The organism is Rhodococcus sp. DK176 (assembly GCF_038447315.2).
Taxonomy (GTDB): domain Bacteria; phylum Actinomycetota; class Actinomycetes; order Mycobacteriales; family Mycobacteriaceae; genus Rhodococcus_F; species Rhodococcus_F jostii_A.
In genome coordinates this window covers 6044871-6061990 of record NZ_CP118321.2, presented here as the reverse complement: position 1 = coordinate 6061990, position 17120 = coordinate 6044871, and the positions used below count along the sequence as shown (strand labels likewise).

Below are 17120 nucleotides of genomic sequence, written 5' to 3'. Positions count from 1 at the left end.
CGGTCATAGCTCGGGACGATAGGCCGGCTTCTCCACGGTCGGCGGCAGGGTGGCGATAGCCGAGATGCGTTTCAGCCCTGCGACCTGCAGAAGGTCGACGGTCAGCGACCGGATCTGCGCGAAGACGACCGTGGCCGACAAGCCCGCGTTCTCCACCAGTTCCGGTTTCAATCCGGACGCCACCGAACGCAGCACCCGCGCCGCCTCCGCCTGATCGGGTTGCTGCCCGGGGTCGGCGAGCGCCATCTGCCGGAGGGTCTCCAAGGCGTGGGCGAGTTTCTCTACCTGGTCGACGAGCCGTGGGTTGAGAATCTCGTCGTCACGCACCAGCGTGAGCGAACGCCGCGCGAGAACCCGGATGTTGCGCAACGCATTGTCGAGTGGGTCCGCGGCCGCGGTGAGTCGTTCGAGCCGGCCGCGGGTGTTCCAGTACAGCGGCGAGATTCGGCTGATCTCACGGCCGCCCGCGAGGTGGGTCCGCAGCGTGTCGATGGACGCCTGCGTTGCCCGCGCCTTTTGGAGGGCCTGCTCGATGGGCTTGTCGTCGTTGGCCACCAGACCGTCGGCCAGCAGCTGCATCACCTCGGACGCGGTCCCGAGAATGTTCGCGGCGTACTTCCGCGCCCGCCCCACGGGATGTGTGGGAATCAGCGCGACGACGGCGATCCCCACCAGACCACCGGTCAAGGCGTCCACCATGCGGTCGATGCCCGCGGTGCCGCCGGGTGGCAGCAGCGTCGCCACGAGCACCGCGGAGTTACCCGCCTGCATCGAGAAGATCGGTCCGCTGTTCAGCAATACGGCCGCGGACATCGCCAGCATCACGACGAGAGTGATCTGCCAGGTACCGCTCCCGATGACGGAGACGATGAGGTCGCCGACCCCGATCCCGATCGTGACACCAGCCACCAATTCGACGGAACGGCGCAGGCGGGCGCCGAGCGACAGCCCCAGCGACACCACCGCCGCGATCGGCGCGAAGAACGGCGTCGGGTGACCGATCACCACCGTCGCCACCCACCAGGCGGCGCCGGCAGCGATCGCGCACTGCAGGATGGGCAGTGCCGACACCCGCAGTCGCTGGGCCGAAGTCCTCAGCCCGTCCCGGCCACGGACTTTCGCCGAGCTGAGGGCGTTAACCGACGCCAAGCGCTTCGGCGGCTCGGGGATCGCAGTCCTCGAGCAGATCGAGGCACCGCGCGTACTCGTCCGTTTCGCCGATCGCCTTCGCCGCCTTCGCCAGCACGGCGACGCACCGGAGGAAACCACGGTTGGGTTCGTGGCTGTACGGAACCGGGCCGAAACCCTTCCACCCGTTGCGACGCAACTGGTCCAGTCCACGGTGGTACCCGGTGCGCGCGTAGGCGTACGCCGCGATGGTCTCGTCGGCCTGGAGGGCCGCCTCTGCCAGGTAGGCCCATGCGATGGATGCGGTGGGATGGGCGGCTGCGACGGAAGCCGGATCCTCGTGGTTCAACAGGGCCGACTCGGCCTCGTCGTCCCCGGGGAGCAGCGTGGGCTGTGGTCCGAGAAGGTCACCGAAAGACGTCATGCGCCTATTGTGCCCCCGCCGCGGCGCCGTCACTGCGTCGGCCCGCGTCCGCGACGCGCCCTGTCCCGGTCTCCGATGACGCACGATGTCGTTAGGCTGCCCCCAACGTTCATTTCTCTGCAGACCGAGGGGCAGCGAGTGCAGGACCCGAAGAAAGACGAATCGACTCAGAAGCCGGCCGCGGACACACCGTCCGGCCCGGCCGCGGCCGGCACTACCACCGGCAAGGGCACGGGTGGCGCCGACACGACCGCGAAGCCCGCGAAGAGCGCGCAGCCCGCGGCGGGCGCCGAGCCCGCCGCACCGAAGTCGCCCGAGCCGAAGCCCCCGCAGAAGAAGGCGCCAGAGAAGGCAGCAGAGAAGAAGGCCGACGAGCCGCAGCCCGAACTGCCCAAGCCTCCCGCGCCACGCCCGCGAGCCGAGGCACCTCAGGCCGGCGCGAACGCCGCCGCGAAACCCGCGGACAAGGCATCCGAGGCGGCCACCACCGCGATCCCGACGCAGAAGGGCGTGCCGGCCTCGGGCGACGCCGCGACGGTGAAGATGCACCGCCCACCCACCACACAGAACCCGGCGGCGCAGGCGCAGGCGAAACCGCCGTCCGACGACGAGACGGTCGCGATCCCGGTGACGAAGCCCGCGGTCCCGGCGACGCCGCCACCGCCCCGACCCGCCGCACAGGCGAACCAGCCTCAGAACGCGCGGCCCGTGCCGCCGCCGCCCGCTCCCCCGCGGCCGGCGCCCACACCGCCGAAGGCCGCACCGCAGCGGGTGCTGCCGCCCCAGCAGAGCGCGCCGCAACGCGTCGCCGCGGCGCAGCAGCCCGCGAAGAGGCACGGCAAGGCGTGGCTGTTCGCCGCGATCGCCGCCGGCGTCATCGTCGTCGCCGCCATCGCGGTCGCCGGGGTGGTGGTCTACAACAACAACCAGGCCGAGAACTCACCCGAGGCGCAGGTGCAGGGAACGATCGACACGTTCGTCGCGGCGCTCACCCAGGGCGATCTGGCGACGCTGCGTACCAGCACCTGCGGCAGCCTCGCCGAGTACTACCAGGGCATCTCGGATCAGGATTTCGCCGAGGTCCACCAGGTCGCCGTGAACCAGCAGAACATTCCGGTGGTCGGCGGCGTCGACGCCGTGCAGATCACCGGCGACAGCGCCATCGCCCAGGTGAAGGCCCACACGGCCGCCAACCCCGGCGAGCAGTCGTGGCGCACGTTCAACCTCGAGAAGGTCGACGGCACCTGGAAGATCTGCGACCCCCGATAAACGACTGTGCGCCCTTCCGGTAGCGGTGGCTACCGGAAGGGCGCACGGGCGCGAAGCGCCTATCCGGAGACGGAACGCCCCGCGGACTTGAGGTCGTTGCAGGCCTCGACGACGCGGGCCGCCATGCCGGCCTCGGCCTTCTTCAGGTAGCTGCGCGGGTCGTAGACCTTCTTGTTGCCGACCTCGCCGTCGACCTTCAGGACGCCGTCGTAGTTGCTGAACATGTGGCCCACGATCGGGCGGGTGAACGCGTACTGGGTGTCCGTGTCGACGTTCATCTTCACGACGCCGTAGTTCAGCGCAGCCTCGATCTCCGACTTCAGCGAGCCCGATCCGCCGTGGAAGACGAAGTCGAACGGCTGCGAGCTGTCGGACAGGCCCAGCTTGGCGGCGGCGACCTTCTGGCCGGTCTCGAGCACCTCGGGACGCAGCTTCACGTTGCCCGGCTTGTAGACGCCGTGCACGTTGCCGAACGTGGCGGCGAGCAGGTACTTGCCGTTCTCGCCGGTGCCGAGCGCGTCGACGGTCTTCTCGAAGTCCTCGGGCGAGGTGTAGAGCTTGTCGTTGATCTCCGCTTCCACGCCGTCCTCTTCACCACCGACGACGCCGATCTCGACCTCGAGGATGATGTTGGCGGCCTTCGCCTTGGCGAGGAGCTCCTGGGCAATTTCCAGGTTCTCGTCGATCGGGACAGCCGACCCGTCCCACATGTGGGACTGGAACAGCGGGTTGCGGCCGGCCTCGACGCGCTGCCTCGAGATCTCGAGCAGCGGCCGGACGAACGTGTCGAGCTTGTCCTTGGGGCAGTGGTCGGTGTGCAGGGCGATCGTGACGTCGTACTTCGCGGCGATCACGTGTGCGAACTCGGCGAGTGCGACCGCGCCGGTCACCATGTCCTTGACGCCCAGGCCCGAACCGAACTCGGCGCCACCGGTCGAGAACTGGATGATGCCGTCACTACCGGCGTCCGCGAAGCCCTTGATGGCGGCGTTGATGGTTTCGGAAGAAGTGCAGTTGATGGCGGGGAAGGCAAAGGAGTGCTCCTTGGCCCGACCAAGCATCTCGGCGTAGACCTCGGGAGTCGCGATTGGCACGGCGGCAGTCCTCCATAAAGAGTCGATTTCGGCGCGCGCGATCAGCGCAGCGCGCGATGTGGTCCTAGCAGTATGGCAATACCGGTAGCGTACGTCTCCCGGTGGCTGTCACGGCGCCCCGTTTCGGCAGGTCCACGACCCGGCCGAAACTCCATGACCTGCAGTATTCCGTCAGTCGGGGAATACGCCGGTACGCTGAGGGCCGTGATTGTGCAGGCAGCATCGGATTCCGTGACCAACCTCGCGTTGTTGCCGGGATTCCTCGACCCGGTGAACCTCCTCAACTCCTTCGGCACGTGGGTGCTCGTCGGACTTCTCCTGGTCGTCTTCATCGAGTCGGGATTGCTGTTCCCCCTGCTCCCCGGCGACTCGCTTCTCTTCACCGCGGGACTCATCGCCGCGTCGAAGTCGACGGAGATCGAACCGTTCGCCCCCATCGGGGTGCTTCTGATTCTGATCCCGATCGCCGCGATCCTCGGCGACCAGGTGGGTTTCTTCATCGGCAGCAAGGGCGGTACCGCCCTGTTCAAGAACGACGACGCGCGGTTCTTCAAGAAGAAGTACATCGACGAGTCGCACGCCTTCTTCGAGAAGCACGGCCCGATCACCATCATCCTTGCCCGGTTCGTTCCGATCGTGCGTACGTTCGCGCCGGTCGTCGCGGGTGCGTCGCGGATGAAGTACTCGCTGTTCCTGACGTACAACATCGTGGGCGGCGTCCTGTGGGGCGCCGGTGTCACACTGCTCGGCTACCTGCTCGGTCAGATCGAGTTCATCCGCGACAACGTCGACATCATCTTCCTGCTGATCGTCTTCGTGTCGGTCCTGCCGATCATCGTCGAGGTGGGCAAGCGCGTCGTGAGGTCCCGTCAGAGCGCGGGCTCCACGACCGAGGACGCGCAACCCGTCACCACCCCCACCGATCCGACGTCCTGAAACCGATCGGGGTAGCGCACTGACGATGGTCACCACGGCAGCAGGCAGCTTCGGGCCTCTCGTCTCGGCCGGCCCAGCGCTGGTCTGGGTCGTCGTCCTCGCGTTCGTGTTCATCGAGTGCGCGGTGATCCTGGGCCTGTTCCTGCCCGGCGACTCGATGCTGATCACCGCCGGAATCGTGCTGGCCAACCATGCGTCGGGCTCCGGCCACGTGTGGGCGTTGTCGGTCGGCGCGATGATCGCCGCCATCTGCGGAAACCAGGTGGGGTACGTCATCGGTCACCGCACCGGCAACCGCATCCTGGCCCGCAAGGGCGGGAAGTATCTCAACTACGCCAACCTCCACAAGGTCAACGTCCTGCTGGAGAAGCACGGCTTCTGGGCAGTGCTCATCGCCCGCTGGATTCCGTGGGTCCGCACCCTGTGCCCGCTGGTCGCCGGTGCGGCCAAGATGAACCACACCAAGTACACGATCGCGAGCACCATCGGCGCCATCTTCTGGGCACCTGTTCTGCTGCTCATCGGCTTCTACTTCGGCTCGTTCCTGGACCGGGTGTCGTGGCTGATGCCGGCCGTGCTCGCCGGGATGGTCGCGTTGCTGGTGATCGGCACCGCGCTCGGGGTGTGGCACTACCGGCAGGAGATGGCGCGGCCGCCTGAAGAAGTGGCCGTCGAAGAAGTACTCGACTAGTGCCGATGCACCGCTTCCCACGCGGGCAGCGGGTCGTCGAAGCGCACCCACGCCGCCGATCCTGACGCCAGTTCGTCGTCGGTGAGCAGCGCCGGGTCCAGGATGCGCCGCGGACCGTCGGGGTCGAGGCGGACACCGATGAACACGATCTCCTGCCCCGGTGTCTCGTCCGCGGACGCCCACAGCTGGGCCGGCTCGATCACCAGGTTCGGGCCGGCCTGCGACCACACGGCGGCGAGGTCGGGGCGGCTGGCGATCCAGCAGAACCCCTTGCTCCGGAGCACGCCGGTGAACCGCCCCAGCGCCTGATCGAGCCGGGCGGGGTGGAACGGCCGCGACGCCCGGTAGGTGACGCTGCGGATGCCGTATTCCTCGGTCTCCGGGGTGTGGCCCCCTGCCAGTTCCTCGGCCCGGCCGGGCAGATCGGCGGCGGCCTCCGGGTTGTACCGGCCCGTCCCGAGAACCTCGCCGGGATCCACGACGCCGCGCGTGGTGCGCAGCAGTCTCGCGGTGGGGTTGAGCCTGCGCACCGTGGCTTCCACCGCGCCGGCAGCACTCTCGCTCACCAGATCCGTCTTGTTCAGCAGGATGACGTCGGCGAACTCCACCTGGTCGACGAGCAGGTCGGAGATGCTGCGCTCGTCGCCCTCCCCCGCCTCGAGGTTGCGGTCGTCGAGTCGCTCGCCCTTGGCCAGCTCGCCGAGGAACGTCGCCGCGTCCACGACCGTCACCATCGTGTCGAGGGCGGCCACCGATCCGAGGCTGAGCCCGCCCTCGAACTCCCAGTCGAACGTGGCGGCGACGGGCATCGGTTCGGAGATGCCGGTCGATTCGATGACGAGATGGTCGAACCGGCCCTCCTTCGCCAGCCGCGCGACGGCCTCGACGAGGTCTTCCCGCAGGGTGCAGCAGATGCAGCCGTTGGTGAGCTCGACGAGTTTCTCCTGCGTCCGGTCCAGGTGTCCCTGCCCGGCGACGAGGGCGGCTGGGGGACCCCCTGCACGAAGTGCTTGGGGGACGATGTTCACTTCGCTCATGTCGTTGACGATGACGGCGACGCGCCGGCCGTCCCGGTTCGCGAGGAGGTGGTTGAGCAGGGTGGTCTTGCCCGCGCCGAGGAAGCCGGACAGGACGGTGACGGGGAGTGGCCGGGTGACAGTCATCCAGAAATGATAACTGTTTTCATTAAGCCGGGATTCGCCGGCGCACTCGACTACAACGCGACAGCGCCGGACGCGTCCGCGTACTGACTCTCGGGGCGGGGCAAACCGAAGTGGTCGCGCAGTGTGGTGCCCGAGTACTCGGTGCGGAACAGTCCACGCTCCTGCAGGATCGGGACCACCTTCTCCGCGAACACCTCGAGACCGCCCGGGTAGTACGGCGGCATGACGTTGAAACCGTCGGCCGCGCCCTGCGTGAACCATTCCTCGATGGTGTCGGCCACCTGCAGCGGCGTCCCGACGACCACTCGGTGCCCGCGCGCACCGGCGAGACGGTGCAGCAATCCACGCAGAGTCGGGTTCTCCCGCTCGACGATCCCGGCGATCACCTGCAGGCGACTCTGCTGGTTGTCCGTGACGTCGCCGGCGTCGCCGAACAGTCCGGCGGGCACGGGGGCGTCGAGTTCGAGGTGTCGCACGCTCGAACCCGTGAGGCCCTCGAGCTGGGCGAGCCCGTACTCGGGCGACGTGAGTTCGTTGAATTCGCGTTCCAGGTCGCGGGCCTCGGCCTCGGTGTCGCCGAGGAACGGGCTGATACCGGGAAGGATCTTCACGTGCTCAGGGTTGCGACCGTACTGCGTCGCGCGCTGTTTGACGTCCGCGTAAAACGCCTGCCCGTCCGACAGCCGCTGGTGCGCGGTGAAGATGGCCTCGGCGTACTGGCCCGCGAATGCGCGGCCCTCGTTGGACGCACCCGCCTGCACCAGCACCGGGTGGCCCTGCGGGGAGCGTGGCGCGTTGAACGGTCCCCGCACCCGCAGGTGGCGGCCCACGTAGTTGATCTCGTGGATCTTCGACGGGTCCGCGTAGATGCCCGCGGCCTTGTCGATCAGGATGGCGTCGTCTTCCCAGCTGTCCCACAGCTTGACGGTCGCGTCGACGAACTCCCGCGCCCGCGCATAGCGGTCGGCGTGGTCGGGGTGGCTGGCCAGCCCGAAGTTGGCGGCCGCCAGGTCGGTTCCGGTGGTCACGATATTCCAGCCGGCCCGGCCGTGGGAGATGTGGTCGAGGGAGGCGAACAGCCGCGCCAGATTGTAGGGCTCGAAGTACGTCGTGGACGCGGTCGCGATCAGACCGATCCGTTCGGTGGCGGTCGCGATGGCGGTCAGCAGCGTGATGGGTTCGAGCGCTCCGGCGGCGCCGTGCTCGACGTCGCTGCGCAGGGCCGGGCCGTCGGCGAAGAAGATCGCGTCCAGCTTCGCGGCTTCCGCGGTCCGCGCGATGTCCTGGAAGTAGGAGACGTCGTACAGCCGCTCGGGCGTCGTGAGCGGGTGGCGCCACGCCGACTCGTGGTGCCCGGCCGGGTAGATGAACGCGTTGAGACTCAGCTGCCGCTGTTGATCTGACATAACGAACTGTCTAACAGCGCCGAATCGGGGACGACACGGTTAATTTTCGCGTGATTCGAACCGTCGCTCTAGCGTCGCGGATACCCTGCCGCGGAGACCATGTGCGCGGCCTCCATCAGCATCCAGCCTCCGAGCTGGACGGACATGTCGCGTTCCGGGATCCCGGACGACCGCACGGTGCCCCCGGTGAACGTGGCGATTCCCCCGCCCAGCCCAGGCAGCTGCGCCTGCTTGGTCCAATCGTGGCCGAACAGCGGCTGCCCCTCGATCTGCAGCCGGTTCTCCCAGGCCGATTCCGCGGAGCTCAGCACGAGCTGGGCGGCGATCTCCCGCGCCCTGATGTCGGCAGGCGATTCCCACGGCAGCATCACCGCGGTCAACGCCAGATACCGCGCGAGGATCCCGTTGAACAGGCCACCGTCTCCCCCACCGCCGCCGTCGATGACGCCGTCGGGTGCGAGGTGCTCGTCGATGGCGTCGACGAGCCGGTGCGTCCTGTTGCGGTGCCGCGGCGAACCGAGGCGCACGGCGAGTTCGGTTTCGAGACCGAGCACGACGCCCTGACAATACGAGTAGACGTTCCTTTCGATCTCACCGCCCGGATGGATGCCGTCGACGATCAGGTTGGTGTGCACGTCCCGCAGCGTGTCGTCGATCCAGTCGGCCGTGGCCTGGGCGCGCCACAGCTTTCCGGTGCGGGCCAGCATGATCCCTGCGGGCCCGTTGGCCGGTGCGTTGTAGAAGTTCGAGCCCTTCCGCCACGGGATGCCGCCCCCGGCCTCGGGCGCCCAGGCGTCGAACAACTGGGATTCGAGCGCCTGCACCGCACTTCTGTTGTCTATGAAGTGCATTCGCTGGGCACGCTCGAGGGCGATACCCAGCCAGGCCATGTCGTCGTAATAGTTGTTGGTCCAGCCCGACACGTTCCGCAGACGGTGGCTGCGCGCCAGTTTCACGATGCGACGGCGACGGCGCGGCGTGGGGTCCCGTTCGAGCGCGTCCACGGCGCAGTCGAGCAGGTGGGCCTGCCACCAGTAGTGCCAGCTGAGGAACAGCCGCTCGCGCCGCACCGCCGGCCAGGCGACGACGCCCAGGGTGGTGCCCGGGAGCGCCCACAGCCGGCGAAGGTGCCTGCTCACCACCGCTTCTTCAGCGGCGTCCGCGCGCGCCGACCACGAGTCCTGCATGAGAGTTGATCTTGCCTATTCGCCGGGGGTTCCGCTACCAGGCACGGTCGAGGTCGGCGTGCTGACGAACCCACGCATGCATGGCGATTCCTGCGGCTACGCCCGCGTTGATGCTGCGGGTGGAACCGAACTGAGCGATCGACACCGTCATCGCCGCAACCTTTTTCGCCTGGTCCGTGACTCCCGGCCCCTCCTGGCCGAACAGGAGCACGCAGTCACGGGGCAGACTCGCCGTCTCGAGCGGGACGGATCCGGGCGTGTTGTCGACGGCCACGATGGTGAGACCCCGCTCACGTGCGAACTCGACGAGGCCGTCGACGTCCGAGTGGTGGAGGACGTGCTGGTACCGATCGGTGACCATGGCCCCGCGCCGGTTCCAGCGTCGACGTCCCACGATGTGGACTGCGGCGGCGGCGAACGCGTTGGCGGTGCGCACCACCGTCCCGATGTTCGCGTCGTGGCCGAAGTTCTCGATGGCCACGTGCAGCGGGTGGCGGCGGCTGTCGATGTCCGCGACGATCGCTTCCCGTGTCCAGTACCGGTAGGCGTCGACCACGTTACGGCGATCGCCGCCGGCCAGCAGTTCGGGGTCGTAGCGCGGGTCGGCGGGGACCGGGGTGTCGTGTTCCTCGGTCCACGGGCCCACGCCGTTCGGGTTGTCCCCCCATTCGGTCGGCCCCGCCTCGGCGTTTTCGACCTCGACCCGGCCGGTTTCGACTCCGCTCATGACGTCAGAACGTCTGGTTCGAATCGGGAGCGACGGTGAAACCGTGCGACGTCTCGTCGTTGGTGCACGTGACGGCCGTGGCCGTGGTGCTGCACGTGTAGCCGAGCTTGGTCAGTTTCGCCCCGGCGGGCAGGGCCGCGTCCGGTTCGTCGCCGCCCGACGTGTAGACGAGGCCACCCGCGCACATGAACGACGCCTCGCCGTCGTTCTCGACGCGGATGCCGTGACCCCAGTCGACCATGCAGTCGGCCGGGCGCGGCGGCACCGGGCTCGTCGACCCCTGACATCCGGCCTCGGTGCGGTTCGGCAGCTTGATGATGCCGCACTGGAACCCGCCGTCCGGGGACGTGAAGAAGTACGACTCGTTGTGCTCGTAGGGGACGTCGACGAGCGTCGTGGTCGGCGCCTCCGTCGTCGTGGGCGGCGGCGCAACGGTCGTGGTGGTGGTCGGCGGAACCGTGGTCGTGGTGGTGGTCACAGGAGCCGCGACAGTCGTCGTGGACGGCGGCGGAGCCACCGCGTCCGAGGACCCACCACACCCTGCGAGCATCATGGCCGAGCCAATGCTCAGACACACCAACGACACCCGACGCCACGCCATACGGCCACCTCCACACACGCTTACCTGCTGCCGACACTGCACTCTAACGGCAGTGCGGCGGTGGGGCCGCCTCGGCGACGCCGGGACGGGCTAACCTGGAGGTGGAGGCAATCGATGAATCATCAGCGCATCGTGCGGACGGTCTGCTTCGTCACGGTCGGCTACGTCATCGTCCTCGCCGTCTGGCTGGGATGGTTGATCGAGCACACCCCTCCGGCCACCATCCCGTACCAGATCATGGGATTGGTCGCCGCCTTCGGTTCGGCGCTGGGGTTCGGGATGATGGCGGCCGAACGGCCCAGCCGCGCCGACCGCCTACTCGAACGACACGGGCTCGAGGGCTGGGCGCGGATCGAGCACGCCACTCCGCTCAGCCGCACCCCCGACAACGGCGAGCTCACCGAATTGGATCTGCGGCTGACCGTGCCCGGTTCCGAGAGTTACGCCGGACGCGTCGTCTACGAGGTGCGGCGGGAGAACGCGACCCGCTTCGTTCCCGGCGAGACGATCACCATCCTCGTGGATCCGAAGGACCGGGACCACATCATGCTCTGCCCGTGACCCGGCGGCGCCCGAGCGTGAGCATCCCCTCGACGAGCAGCAACTGGGCCGCCGCGTAGCTGGCGAGGATCACGCCTTCCGCCACAGCCCTCCCCCGCTCACCCCGGATGAACAAGCGCCGCACCACGATCAGGCCGTCGGAGGCGGTGAACAGCATCCCGCCCACGCCGAGCCAGCTGCGACGGTCGGCGCCGGGCACGGCCACATTCGCGACGACGGCCGCGCCGGGCGCGAGGGACGGATCGGCCGACAGGGTCGACGTGGTGCCGAGCAGCGACCCGTACGCGGTCAGCGGCACGGCGACCTCCTTCGCCCGCCCGCGGAGCAGCGCCGCCGCGCCTGCCCAGCCGGCGAACCGGGGAAGCAGTGCGGGCGCGGTGGGCCGGGCGCCCCGGCGCAGCAACAACGCGGAATAGCCGACCTGCATGACGGCGAACGAGGACGCGCCACGCACCAGGCGGGCGTCGTCGTCGGGATCGATCATGAAGACGTCGCCCACGGTCGCGGCCGTGAGACCGGCGAGGAGGAGCGCGGCGTCGGCGGGGTCCGTGTCGGCGCGGCGCCGCAGCACGCGGGCGGCGAGCGCGGGCGCGATCAGTGGTTTCGCGACCTGCTGCCACCGTTCACGTCCGGTGACGGCCCCGACGACGGTGGCCAGTGTCGCACCGGCGAACACCGCGTGCTCGACACCCCAGTTGTTCTTCGACTTCACGTCTTCCTCCCACACTCGCGGACGTGCCGAGGTTACCGGCCCGAAGAGTGGTTGACTTGAGAGTGGACGCGACGGAGAATCCGCGATTGTGAGGGCACAGGTGATGGCAAAACAGGCGCGCGCGGCAGCCACCCGCCATCAGGTACTCGAGGGCGCGGCACTGAGCTTCGAGAAGCTCGGGTACGGCGGTGCCAGCCTGAGCGGGATCCTCTCCTATGCCGACGTGACGAAGGGCGCCTTGTACTTTCATTTCGAGTCCAAGGAAGCACTCGCCTGGGCCGTGATCAAGGAACAGCACGCCATGGCGATGCTGGCAGCGCAGCGAGTGCTCGCGACGGCGCAGTCACCGATGGAGGCGATCCTGTTGTGCGCCAAGGAGATGGCGCGCCAGCTGCTGACCGAACCCATCGTGCGCGCGGGGGTGCGACTCACCCTGGAACTCGGTACGTCCCGCGGCCCGGCCACAGATCCGTACATCGACTGGACCGACACCCTCGTCGCACTCGCCGGCAAGGCACGGGAGGCGGGTGAGCTGCGCGCGAGCGTCGACCCTGCGGCACTCGCCCGGTTCCTGGTCAGTTCGTTCACCGGCATGCAGTTGGTGTCGGAGGCACTGACCGGACGTTCCGACCTGTACGAGCGACTGGCCGACATGTGGGCGCTGCTCCTGCCCTCGATCGCGTCGGAGGACATGCTGCCCCGCCTGCTCGAACTCGCGTCACTGCGAGACGACGTCGCGTCCTGACGGGCTCAGACCCCGCCGGGAGTGGGCTCGGGAGTGTCCGGCGCCGGATGTGGCAGATCGAGCGGGTGCGACTGCGTCGGCGTCGGCTGGACGACGGCGATCCGCGCGCCGTCCGGGATGGCATCGACCGAGCAGATCGTTCCGAAGATGCCGAGCCCGCCGAACAACGCGAGTAGGCCGTAGGCCAGGAACGTCGACGTCCGTTCGACTACGCAACGTGGTTCACGCTGCGGTGCCACCGTGGCGCGCCGCGCGGACGCGGTGCGTCGCTCCCGGGGAATTCGGGTGAGTTCAGCCATGTGGCCCTTCTTCGCATGGTTCGTCGGTGCGGGTGGTGTCGAGTCGACACTTTCGAGTCTGTCGTGATGCCGCCCGAGTGTCGTGCACCCCAGGGATGGAATGCGCCCCACCCAGGGTTCAGCGGCCCGGCGTGGGGCTTCGGGACGCGGGTGGATATTATCCAGACCACAGCCAGGATGTACGCAGTGCGGATGGAATGACCGCTCTGCGTACATCCTGAGCATCGCCCGAGCAGGAAGGCCTCATGACGACCACCGAGGAACCGACTCGCAGCGACGACGTGCAGACGCGTCCCCCTCGCTTCGAACGACCGCCGTGGCCGCCCGCGGGCCCGCGCCGCCTGATCGGCGACCTCGGCGCCACCTACGCCGCCAACGGGCTGATCGGCCTGATCTTTTCCGCGACGGGGCCCGTGGCCGTGATCCTGGCCGCCGGCTCCGCGGGCGGACTGTCGCCCCAGCAGATGGCATCGTGGATCTTCGGCGTCTTCTTCCTCAACGGCATCATGACCGCCCTCGCAAGCTGGCTGTACCGTCAGCCGCTCGCGTTCTTCTGGACGATCCCCGGCACGATCATCGTCGGCGGCTCGCTCACCCACCTGTCGTGGCCGGAGGTCCTCGGCGCGTTTCTGGTGACCGGGCTACTGGTCCTCGCCCTCGGACTGACCGGGCGGGTGCGTCAGGTCATGGCGATGCTCCCGATGCCGATCGTCATGGCCATGGTGGCCGGCGTCTTCCTGAAGTTCGGCACCGACCTGGTCCGTGCCGTGGGAACCGATGCGGCCGTGGCCGTTCCGATGGTCGTCGTCTTCGTCGTCCTGGCATCGCGCGCCGCGCTCGGCCGGTGGATGCCACCGATCCTCGGCGCACTGCTCGTCGGGGCAGCCGCGGTGGCGGTCACGGGCCGCTTCCACCCGACCGGCTCGGGTACACCCTGGATCGCGGCACCGATGTTCCAGGCTCCGCAGTTCACCTGGCAGGCGATCACCGAACTGGTCGTGCCGCTGGCGATCACGGTCATCGTCGTGCAGAACGGTCAGGGCGCGGCCGTGCTGACGTCCGCCGGCCACAAGCCGCCGATGAACGTCGGCACCGTCCTGTGCGGGGTCTGGTCCCTCGCCACCTCCGCTGTCGGAGCCGTCTCGACGTGCCTGACGGGTCCGACCAACGCCCTGCTGGTGGCGTCGGGGCAGCGCACCAGGCAGTACACGGCGGCCGTCGTCTGCGGGCTGCTCGCCATGGTCGTCGGCCTGTTCGCGCCGCTGTTCGGTCAGCTGATGCTGGCCACCCCGGTCGCGTTCGTCGCCACGCTCGGCGGGCTCGCGATGCTCCGGGCGCTGCAGGGTTCGTTCGTCGCCGCGTTCAGCTCCCGGCACACGCTCGGCGCTCTCGTGACCTTCCTCGTGACCGTGTCGAACGTGCAGTTCCTCAACATCGGGGCCGCATTCTGGGGGCTGATCGCCGGACTGCTCGTGTCCCGGGTGATGGAATCGGGGGATTTCCGGAAGGAGTGATCCGTCACCGTCCCCGCCGCCACCACCGCGTGCCTGTCCGGGGCGGATCCGGATCGGGTTCCGGCGACGCCGTCACCGGCGGCTTCGGCGACGGCGGGTTCTGCTGCCGCCAGGTCGCGACGACCTCGTTCGCATCGACCGGGCTCACCGGGATCCGCGGACCGGAGGGCGCCCGCAACCAGGCGACGATCTGCAGGTTGAGCTGGGCCACCACGTCCCGCACCGCCCGCTCGGACGGCAGACCGCGGATCGTGTCGGGCAACCGCTCGATCTCCTTCCGCAGCTGCAGCGGAGTGGGAAGCAGCGAGTCGGTGGGCAGATTCTCGCGGCGAAGGTAGTTCTTCACCCACCACAGTTCGTCGTCGACATCGCCCGCCGGAATCGGCTTGCCCGCGCCGGGGAGATCATCGAAGTCGCCGCGCTCCTGAGCCAACCGGATCTGCTTGTCGATCCAGCTCTCGAAGCTCACCCCGGGAGGTTTGCGCTCGGTCACGGAGGACATTCTTCCAGGACCCGTCCACCCGGGGTTACCGACGGCACTTGCCAAGACACATACTTCATTTTACTGTGACAATGCGTCTCAGATAACTGGACTGGTGACGACGGTTCCGCATCCACCCAGGGAAGAAGCCATGACAGCGACAACCACTCAGCACGCCGCCGCACCCGACGGCGGCGGAGACGAGCGGCACCTGCGCGTCGTCGTGGTCGGCGCCGGACTGTCCGGGATCGCCGCCGCGGTCAAGCTCGAACGCGCCGGCATCACGGACTTCCTCGTCCTGGAGAAGTCCGCTCGCGTCGGGGGCGTGTGGCGGGAGAACACGTACCCCGGGTGCGGTGTCGACATCCCCGCCCCCGTGTACTCGTTCTCCTTCCACCCCAATCCGCGGTGGCGCAGCAACTTCGCCCTGCAACCGGAGCTGCTGTCCTACATCGAGGACACCGTCGACACGTTCGGTCTGCAGTCCAGGATCTCGATGCAGACCGACGTTCGCGAAGCCGCGTGGTCCGACGAGCGCCGACGCTGGATCCTCGACACCAGCCGCGGCACGATCGTCGCCCAGCACGTGATCTTCGCGGCGGGCCCCATCACCGAACCGAGCACGCCTGCCGTACCCGGAATCGACGGATTCGACGGCGACATCTTCCACTCCGCCCGCTGGAACCACGACGTCGACCTCACCGGGAAGAGGGTCGCCGTCGTGGGCACCGGCGCGTCCGCGGTGCAGTTCATCCCCGAGATCCAGCCGGACGTCGAGGAGTTGTACGTCTTCCAGCGCACCCCGGCCTGGGTGGTGCCGCGCCTGGACTTTCCGTTCCCCCGCATCGCCCAGTGGGCGTTCGCGCGGGTGCCCGCAGTGCAGCGCGCGCTCCGGCGGCTCCTCGATGTCATCCTGCGGACACTCACTTGGGTGATGCGCCGCGAACGTACCGCCCGGCTCCTCAACCCCATCGGTACCCGGTGGCTGGCCAGGCAGGTACCGGACCCGGCACTTCGCGCGGCCCTGACACCGAACTTCACGCTCGGGTGCAAACGCCTCCTGCTGTCCAACACGTATCTTCCGGCGCTGACGAAAAGCAACGTCGAGCTGATTCCGCACGCCCTCGCCGAGGTCGACGGACGCGTGGTCGTCGGAGCCGACGGCACCCGCCACGAGGTCGACGTCATCATCTTCGGCACCGGCTTCGACGTGAGCCATCCACCGATCGCGAGCCGGATCCGCGGCCGGGACGGAACGCTGCTGTCGGAGAAGTGGTCGAAGAGCCCCGAGGCCTACCTGGCCACCACGACGCCCGGCGCACCGAACGCGTACATCATGCTGGGCCCGAACATCTTGGTGTACAACTCGTTTCTCGGACTGGCCGAGACCCAGCTCGACTACGTGATCGACGGACTCACCAAGGCGGAGCGACAGGGCATCGAAGTGCTCGAAGTGCGCGATCAGCCGTTCCGCCGGTTCAACGACGCCGTGCAGAAGGGTCTGGAGCCCACCGTCTTCAACAACGGCGGTTGCAGTAGCTACTACCTCGACGCCGACGGCAGGAACTTCGCCGCGTGGCCCTGGTCCACCGGGTCCCTTCGCCGTCGCCTCGCCCGATTCGACCTCGAGAACTACGCCATCCGGCCGTACCGGACAGAGCAGTCCCCCGCCCTCCACCCGTCAGGAAAGTCACGATGATCGAGATCCATCACACTGCCGTCGCCGGCGCACCGGTCGCGGCCGCGTTCGACTACGTGGACGACTATCGCCACGTCCCGTCCTGGATGTTCGGGATCACGAAGTTCGATCCGATCGGCGACCAGGACCGGGGCCTCGGCGCGGTCTACGACGCCGCGATGAAGGTCGGCCCCAAGACTCTCGGCTCTGTGGTGAAGGTCACCGAGTGGGAACGCAATTCGGTGATCGAGCTCGAATCGATCGACGGCCTGTACACCCAGTCGCGGTGGCAGTTCGAGGCAATCGGCGAGACCGAGACCCGCCTGACGGTCGACTTCCGCTACGACCTGCCCGGTGGACTCGCGGGTAAGGCGCTCGGCAAGATCATCGAGCCGTTCGTCGCGCAGGCGATCCGCCATACCGACGCCACCCTGCGGCGTCAGGTCGAGCAGGGCGCGAAGCACTCGTCCTGAGCTTCGCGGCCCGCACTCGCCGAGGGGCGGA

General features: G+C 68.4%; 19 protein-coding genes. 8 read left to right on the top strand and 11 right to left on the bottom strand.

The window, feature by feature from the left end; genetic code table 11:
- Nucleotides 1–3 precede the first annotated feature (3 nt).
- Both PSR88_RS28150 and PSR88_RS28145 read right to left on the bottom strand, forming a co-directional pair.
- Nucleotides 4–1071 carry an FUSC family protein gene (locus PSR88_RS28150; protein ID WP_009478798.1) on the bottom strand — a complete coding sequence of 356 codons (1068 nt, stop codon included), beginning with the start codon at nt 1069–1071 and terminating at the stop codon, nt 4–6.
- 64 nt (nt 1072–1135) lie between these two features.
- Entirely contained in the window at nt 1136–1552 is a 417-nt protein-coding gene (locus PSR88_RS28145) for a DUF3151 domain-containing protein (RefSeq protein WP_005260038.1), read from the bottom strand.
- A 138-nt stretch (nt 1553–1690) separates the two neighbouring features.
- Between PSR88_RS28145 and PSR88_RS28140 the strand changes: the two genes are divergently transcribed.
- Nucleotides 1691–2821, top strand: a complete 1131-nt coding sequence (locus PSR88_RS28140; protein ID WP_016883542.1) for an alginate regulatory protein AlgP — start codon at nt 1691–1693, stop codon at nt 2819–2821.
- Nucleotides 2822–2880: 59 nt separating this feature from the next.
- Here the strand turns inward: PSR88_RS28140 and fbaA are convergent, their stop codons facing one another.
- Nucleotides 2881–3915: a class II fructose-bisphosphate aldolase gene (gene fbaA, locus PSR88_RS28135; protein WP_016883543.1), complete on the bottom strand. Its 1035-nt coding sequence runs from the start codon at nt 3913–3915 to the stop codon at nt 2881–2883.
- Nucleotides 3916–4119: 204 nt separating this feature from the next.
- On the opposite strand from fbaA, the gene PSR88_RS28130 reads away from it, so the two are divergent.
- Nucleotides 4120–4851 carry a VTT domain-containing protein gene (locus tag PSR88_RS28130; protein ID WP_029539527.1) on the top strand — a complete coding sequence of 244 codons (732 nt, stop codon included), beginning with the start codon at nt 4120–4122 and terminating at the stop codon, nt 4849–4851.
- Between the two features lie 25 nt (nt 4852–4876).
- The gene (locus PSR88_RS28125) at nt 4877–5542 is read left to right on the top strand and encodes a DedA family protein (protein ID WP_011597709.1); all 666 of its coding nucleotides are present in this window, start codon (nt 4877–4879) and stop codon (nt 5540–5542) included.
- On the opposite strand, the gene PSR88_RS28120 is transcribed toward PSR88_RS28125, so the two are convergent.
- The 5 genes from PSR88_RS28120 to PSR88_RS28100 all read right to left on the bottom strand — a co-directional run bounded on the left by PSR88_RS28120 (nt 5539) and on the right by PSR88_RS28100 (nt 10626).
- Nucleotides 5539–6705 carry a GTP-binding protein gene (locus tag PSR88_RS28120; RefSeq protein ID WP_016883545.1) on the bottom strand — a complete coding sequence of 389 codons (1167 nt, stop codon included), beginning with the start codon at nt 6703–6705 and terminating at the stop codon, nt 5539–5541. The genes PSR88_RS28125 and PSR88_RS28120 overlap by 4 nt on opposite strands.
- 50 nt (nt 6706–6755) lie before the next feature.
- Entirely contained in the window at nt 6756–8111 is a 1356-nt protein-coding gene (locus PSR88_RS28115) for an LLM class flavin-dependent oxidoreductase (RefSeq protein WP_016883547.1), read from the bottom strand.
- A gap of 68 nt (nt 8112–8179) precedes the next feature.
- Nucleotides 8180–9298, bottom strand: coding sequence for a glycoside hydrolase family 76 protein (locus PSR88_RS28110; protein WP_009478790.1), 1119 nt, complete (start codon nt 9296–9298; stop codon nt 8180–8182).
- 34 nt (nt 9299–9332) lie between these two features.
- Nucleotides 9333–10025 (bottom strand): TrmH family RNA methyltransferase, encoded by a 693-nt coding sequence (locus PSR88_RS28105; RefSeq protein WP_009478789.1) that lies wholly within the window; start codon nt 10023–10025, stop codon nt 9333–9335.
- 4 nt (nt 10026–10029) lie between these two features.
- Nucleotides 10030–10626, bottom strand: coding sequence for a hypothetical protein (locus PSR88_RS28100; protein WP_009478788.1), 597 nt, complete (start codon nt 10624–10626; stop codon nt 10030–10032).
- Nucleotides 10627–10740: 114 nt separating this feature from the next.
- Between PSR88_RS28100 and PSR88_RS28095 the strand changes: the two genes are divergently transcribed.
- Nucleotides 10741–11187, top strand: a complete 447-nt coding sequence (locus tag PSR88_RS28095; RefSeq protein WP_009478787.1) for a hypothetical protein — start codon at nt 10741–10743, stop codon at nt 11185–11187.
- Here PSR88_RS28095 and PSR88_RS28090 read toward each other — a convergent pair.
- Nucleotides 11171–11899 carry a lysoplasmalogenase gene (locus tag PSR88_RS28090; RefSeq protein ID WP_009478786.1) on the bottom strand — a complete coding sequence of 243 codons (729 nt, stop codon included), beginning with the start codon at nt 11897–11899 and terminating at the stop codon, nt 11171–11173. The genes PSR88_RS28095 and PSR88_RS28090 overlap by 17 nt on opposite strands.
- A gap of 103 nt (nt 11900–12002) precedes the next feature.
- On the opposite strand from PSR88_RS28090, the gene PSR88_RS28085 reads away from it, so the two are divergent.
- Nucleotides 12003–12644, top strand: coding sequence for a ScbR family autoregulator-binding transcription factor (locus tag PSR88_RS28085; protein ID WP_016883548.1), 642 nt, complete (start codon nt 12003–12005; stop codon nt 12642–12644).
- A 5-nt stretch (nt 12645–12649) separates the two neighbouring features.
- On the opposite strand, the gene PSR88_RS28080 is transcribed toward PSR88_RS28085, so the two are convergent.
- Entirely contained in the window at nt 12650–12943 is a 294-nt protein-coding gene (locus tag PSR88_RS28080) for a hypothetical protein (protein WP_016883549.1), read from the bottom strand.
- Between the two features lie 245 nt (nt 12944–13188).
- On the opposite strand from PSR88_RS28080, the gene PSR88_RS28075 reads away from it, so the two are divergent.
- A complete protein-coding gene (locus tag PSR88_RS28075; RefSeq protein WP_016883550.1) occupies nt 13189–14457 on the top strand; it encodes a benzoate/H(+) symporter BenE family transporter in 1269 nt (422 codons plus the stop codon).
- Between the two features lie 4 nt (nt 14458–14461).
- Here PSR88_RS28075 and PSR88_RS28070 read toward each other — a convergent pair whose 3' ends face one another.
- Nucleotides 14462–14959: a DUF1992 domain-containing protein gene (locus PSR88_RS28070; protein WP_016883551.1), complete on the bottom strand. Its 498-nt coding sequence runs from the start codon at nt 14957–14959 to the stop codon at nt 14462–14464.
- Between the two features lie 130 nt (nt 14960–15089).
- On the opposite strand from PSR88_RS28070, the gene PSR88_RS28065 reads away from it, so the two are divergent.
- Nucleotides 15090–16637, top strand: a complete 1548-nt coding sequence (locus tag PSR88_RS28065) for a flavin-containing monooxygenase (RefSeq protein ID WP_016883552.1) — start codon at nt 15090–15092, stop codon at nt 16635–16637.
- Nucleotides 16634–17089 carry an SRPBCC family protein gene (locus PSR88_RS28060; RefSeq protein WP_016883553.1) on the top strand — a complete coding sequence of 152 codons (456 nt, stop codon included), beginning with the start codon at nt 16634–16636 and terminating at the stop codon, nt 17087–17089. Before PSR88_RS28065 ends, PSR88_RS28060 begins: the two co-directional genes overlap by 4 nt.
- Nucleotides 17090–17120: the final 31 nt, after the last annotated feature.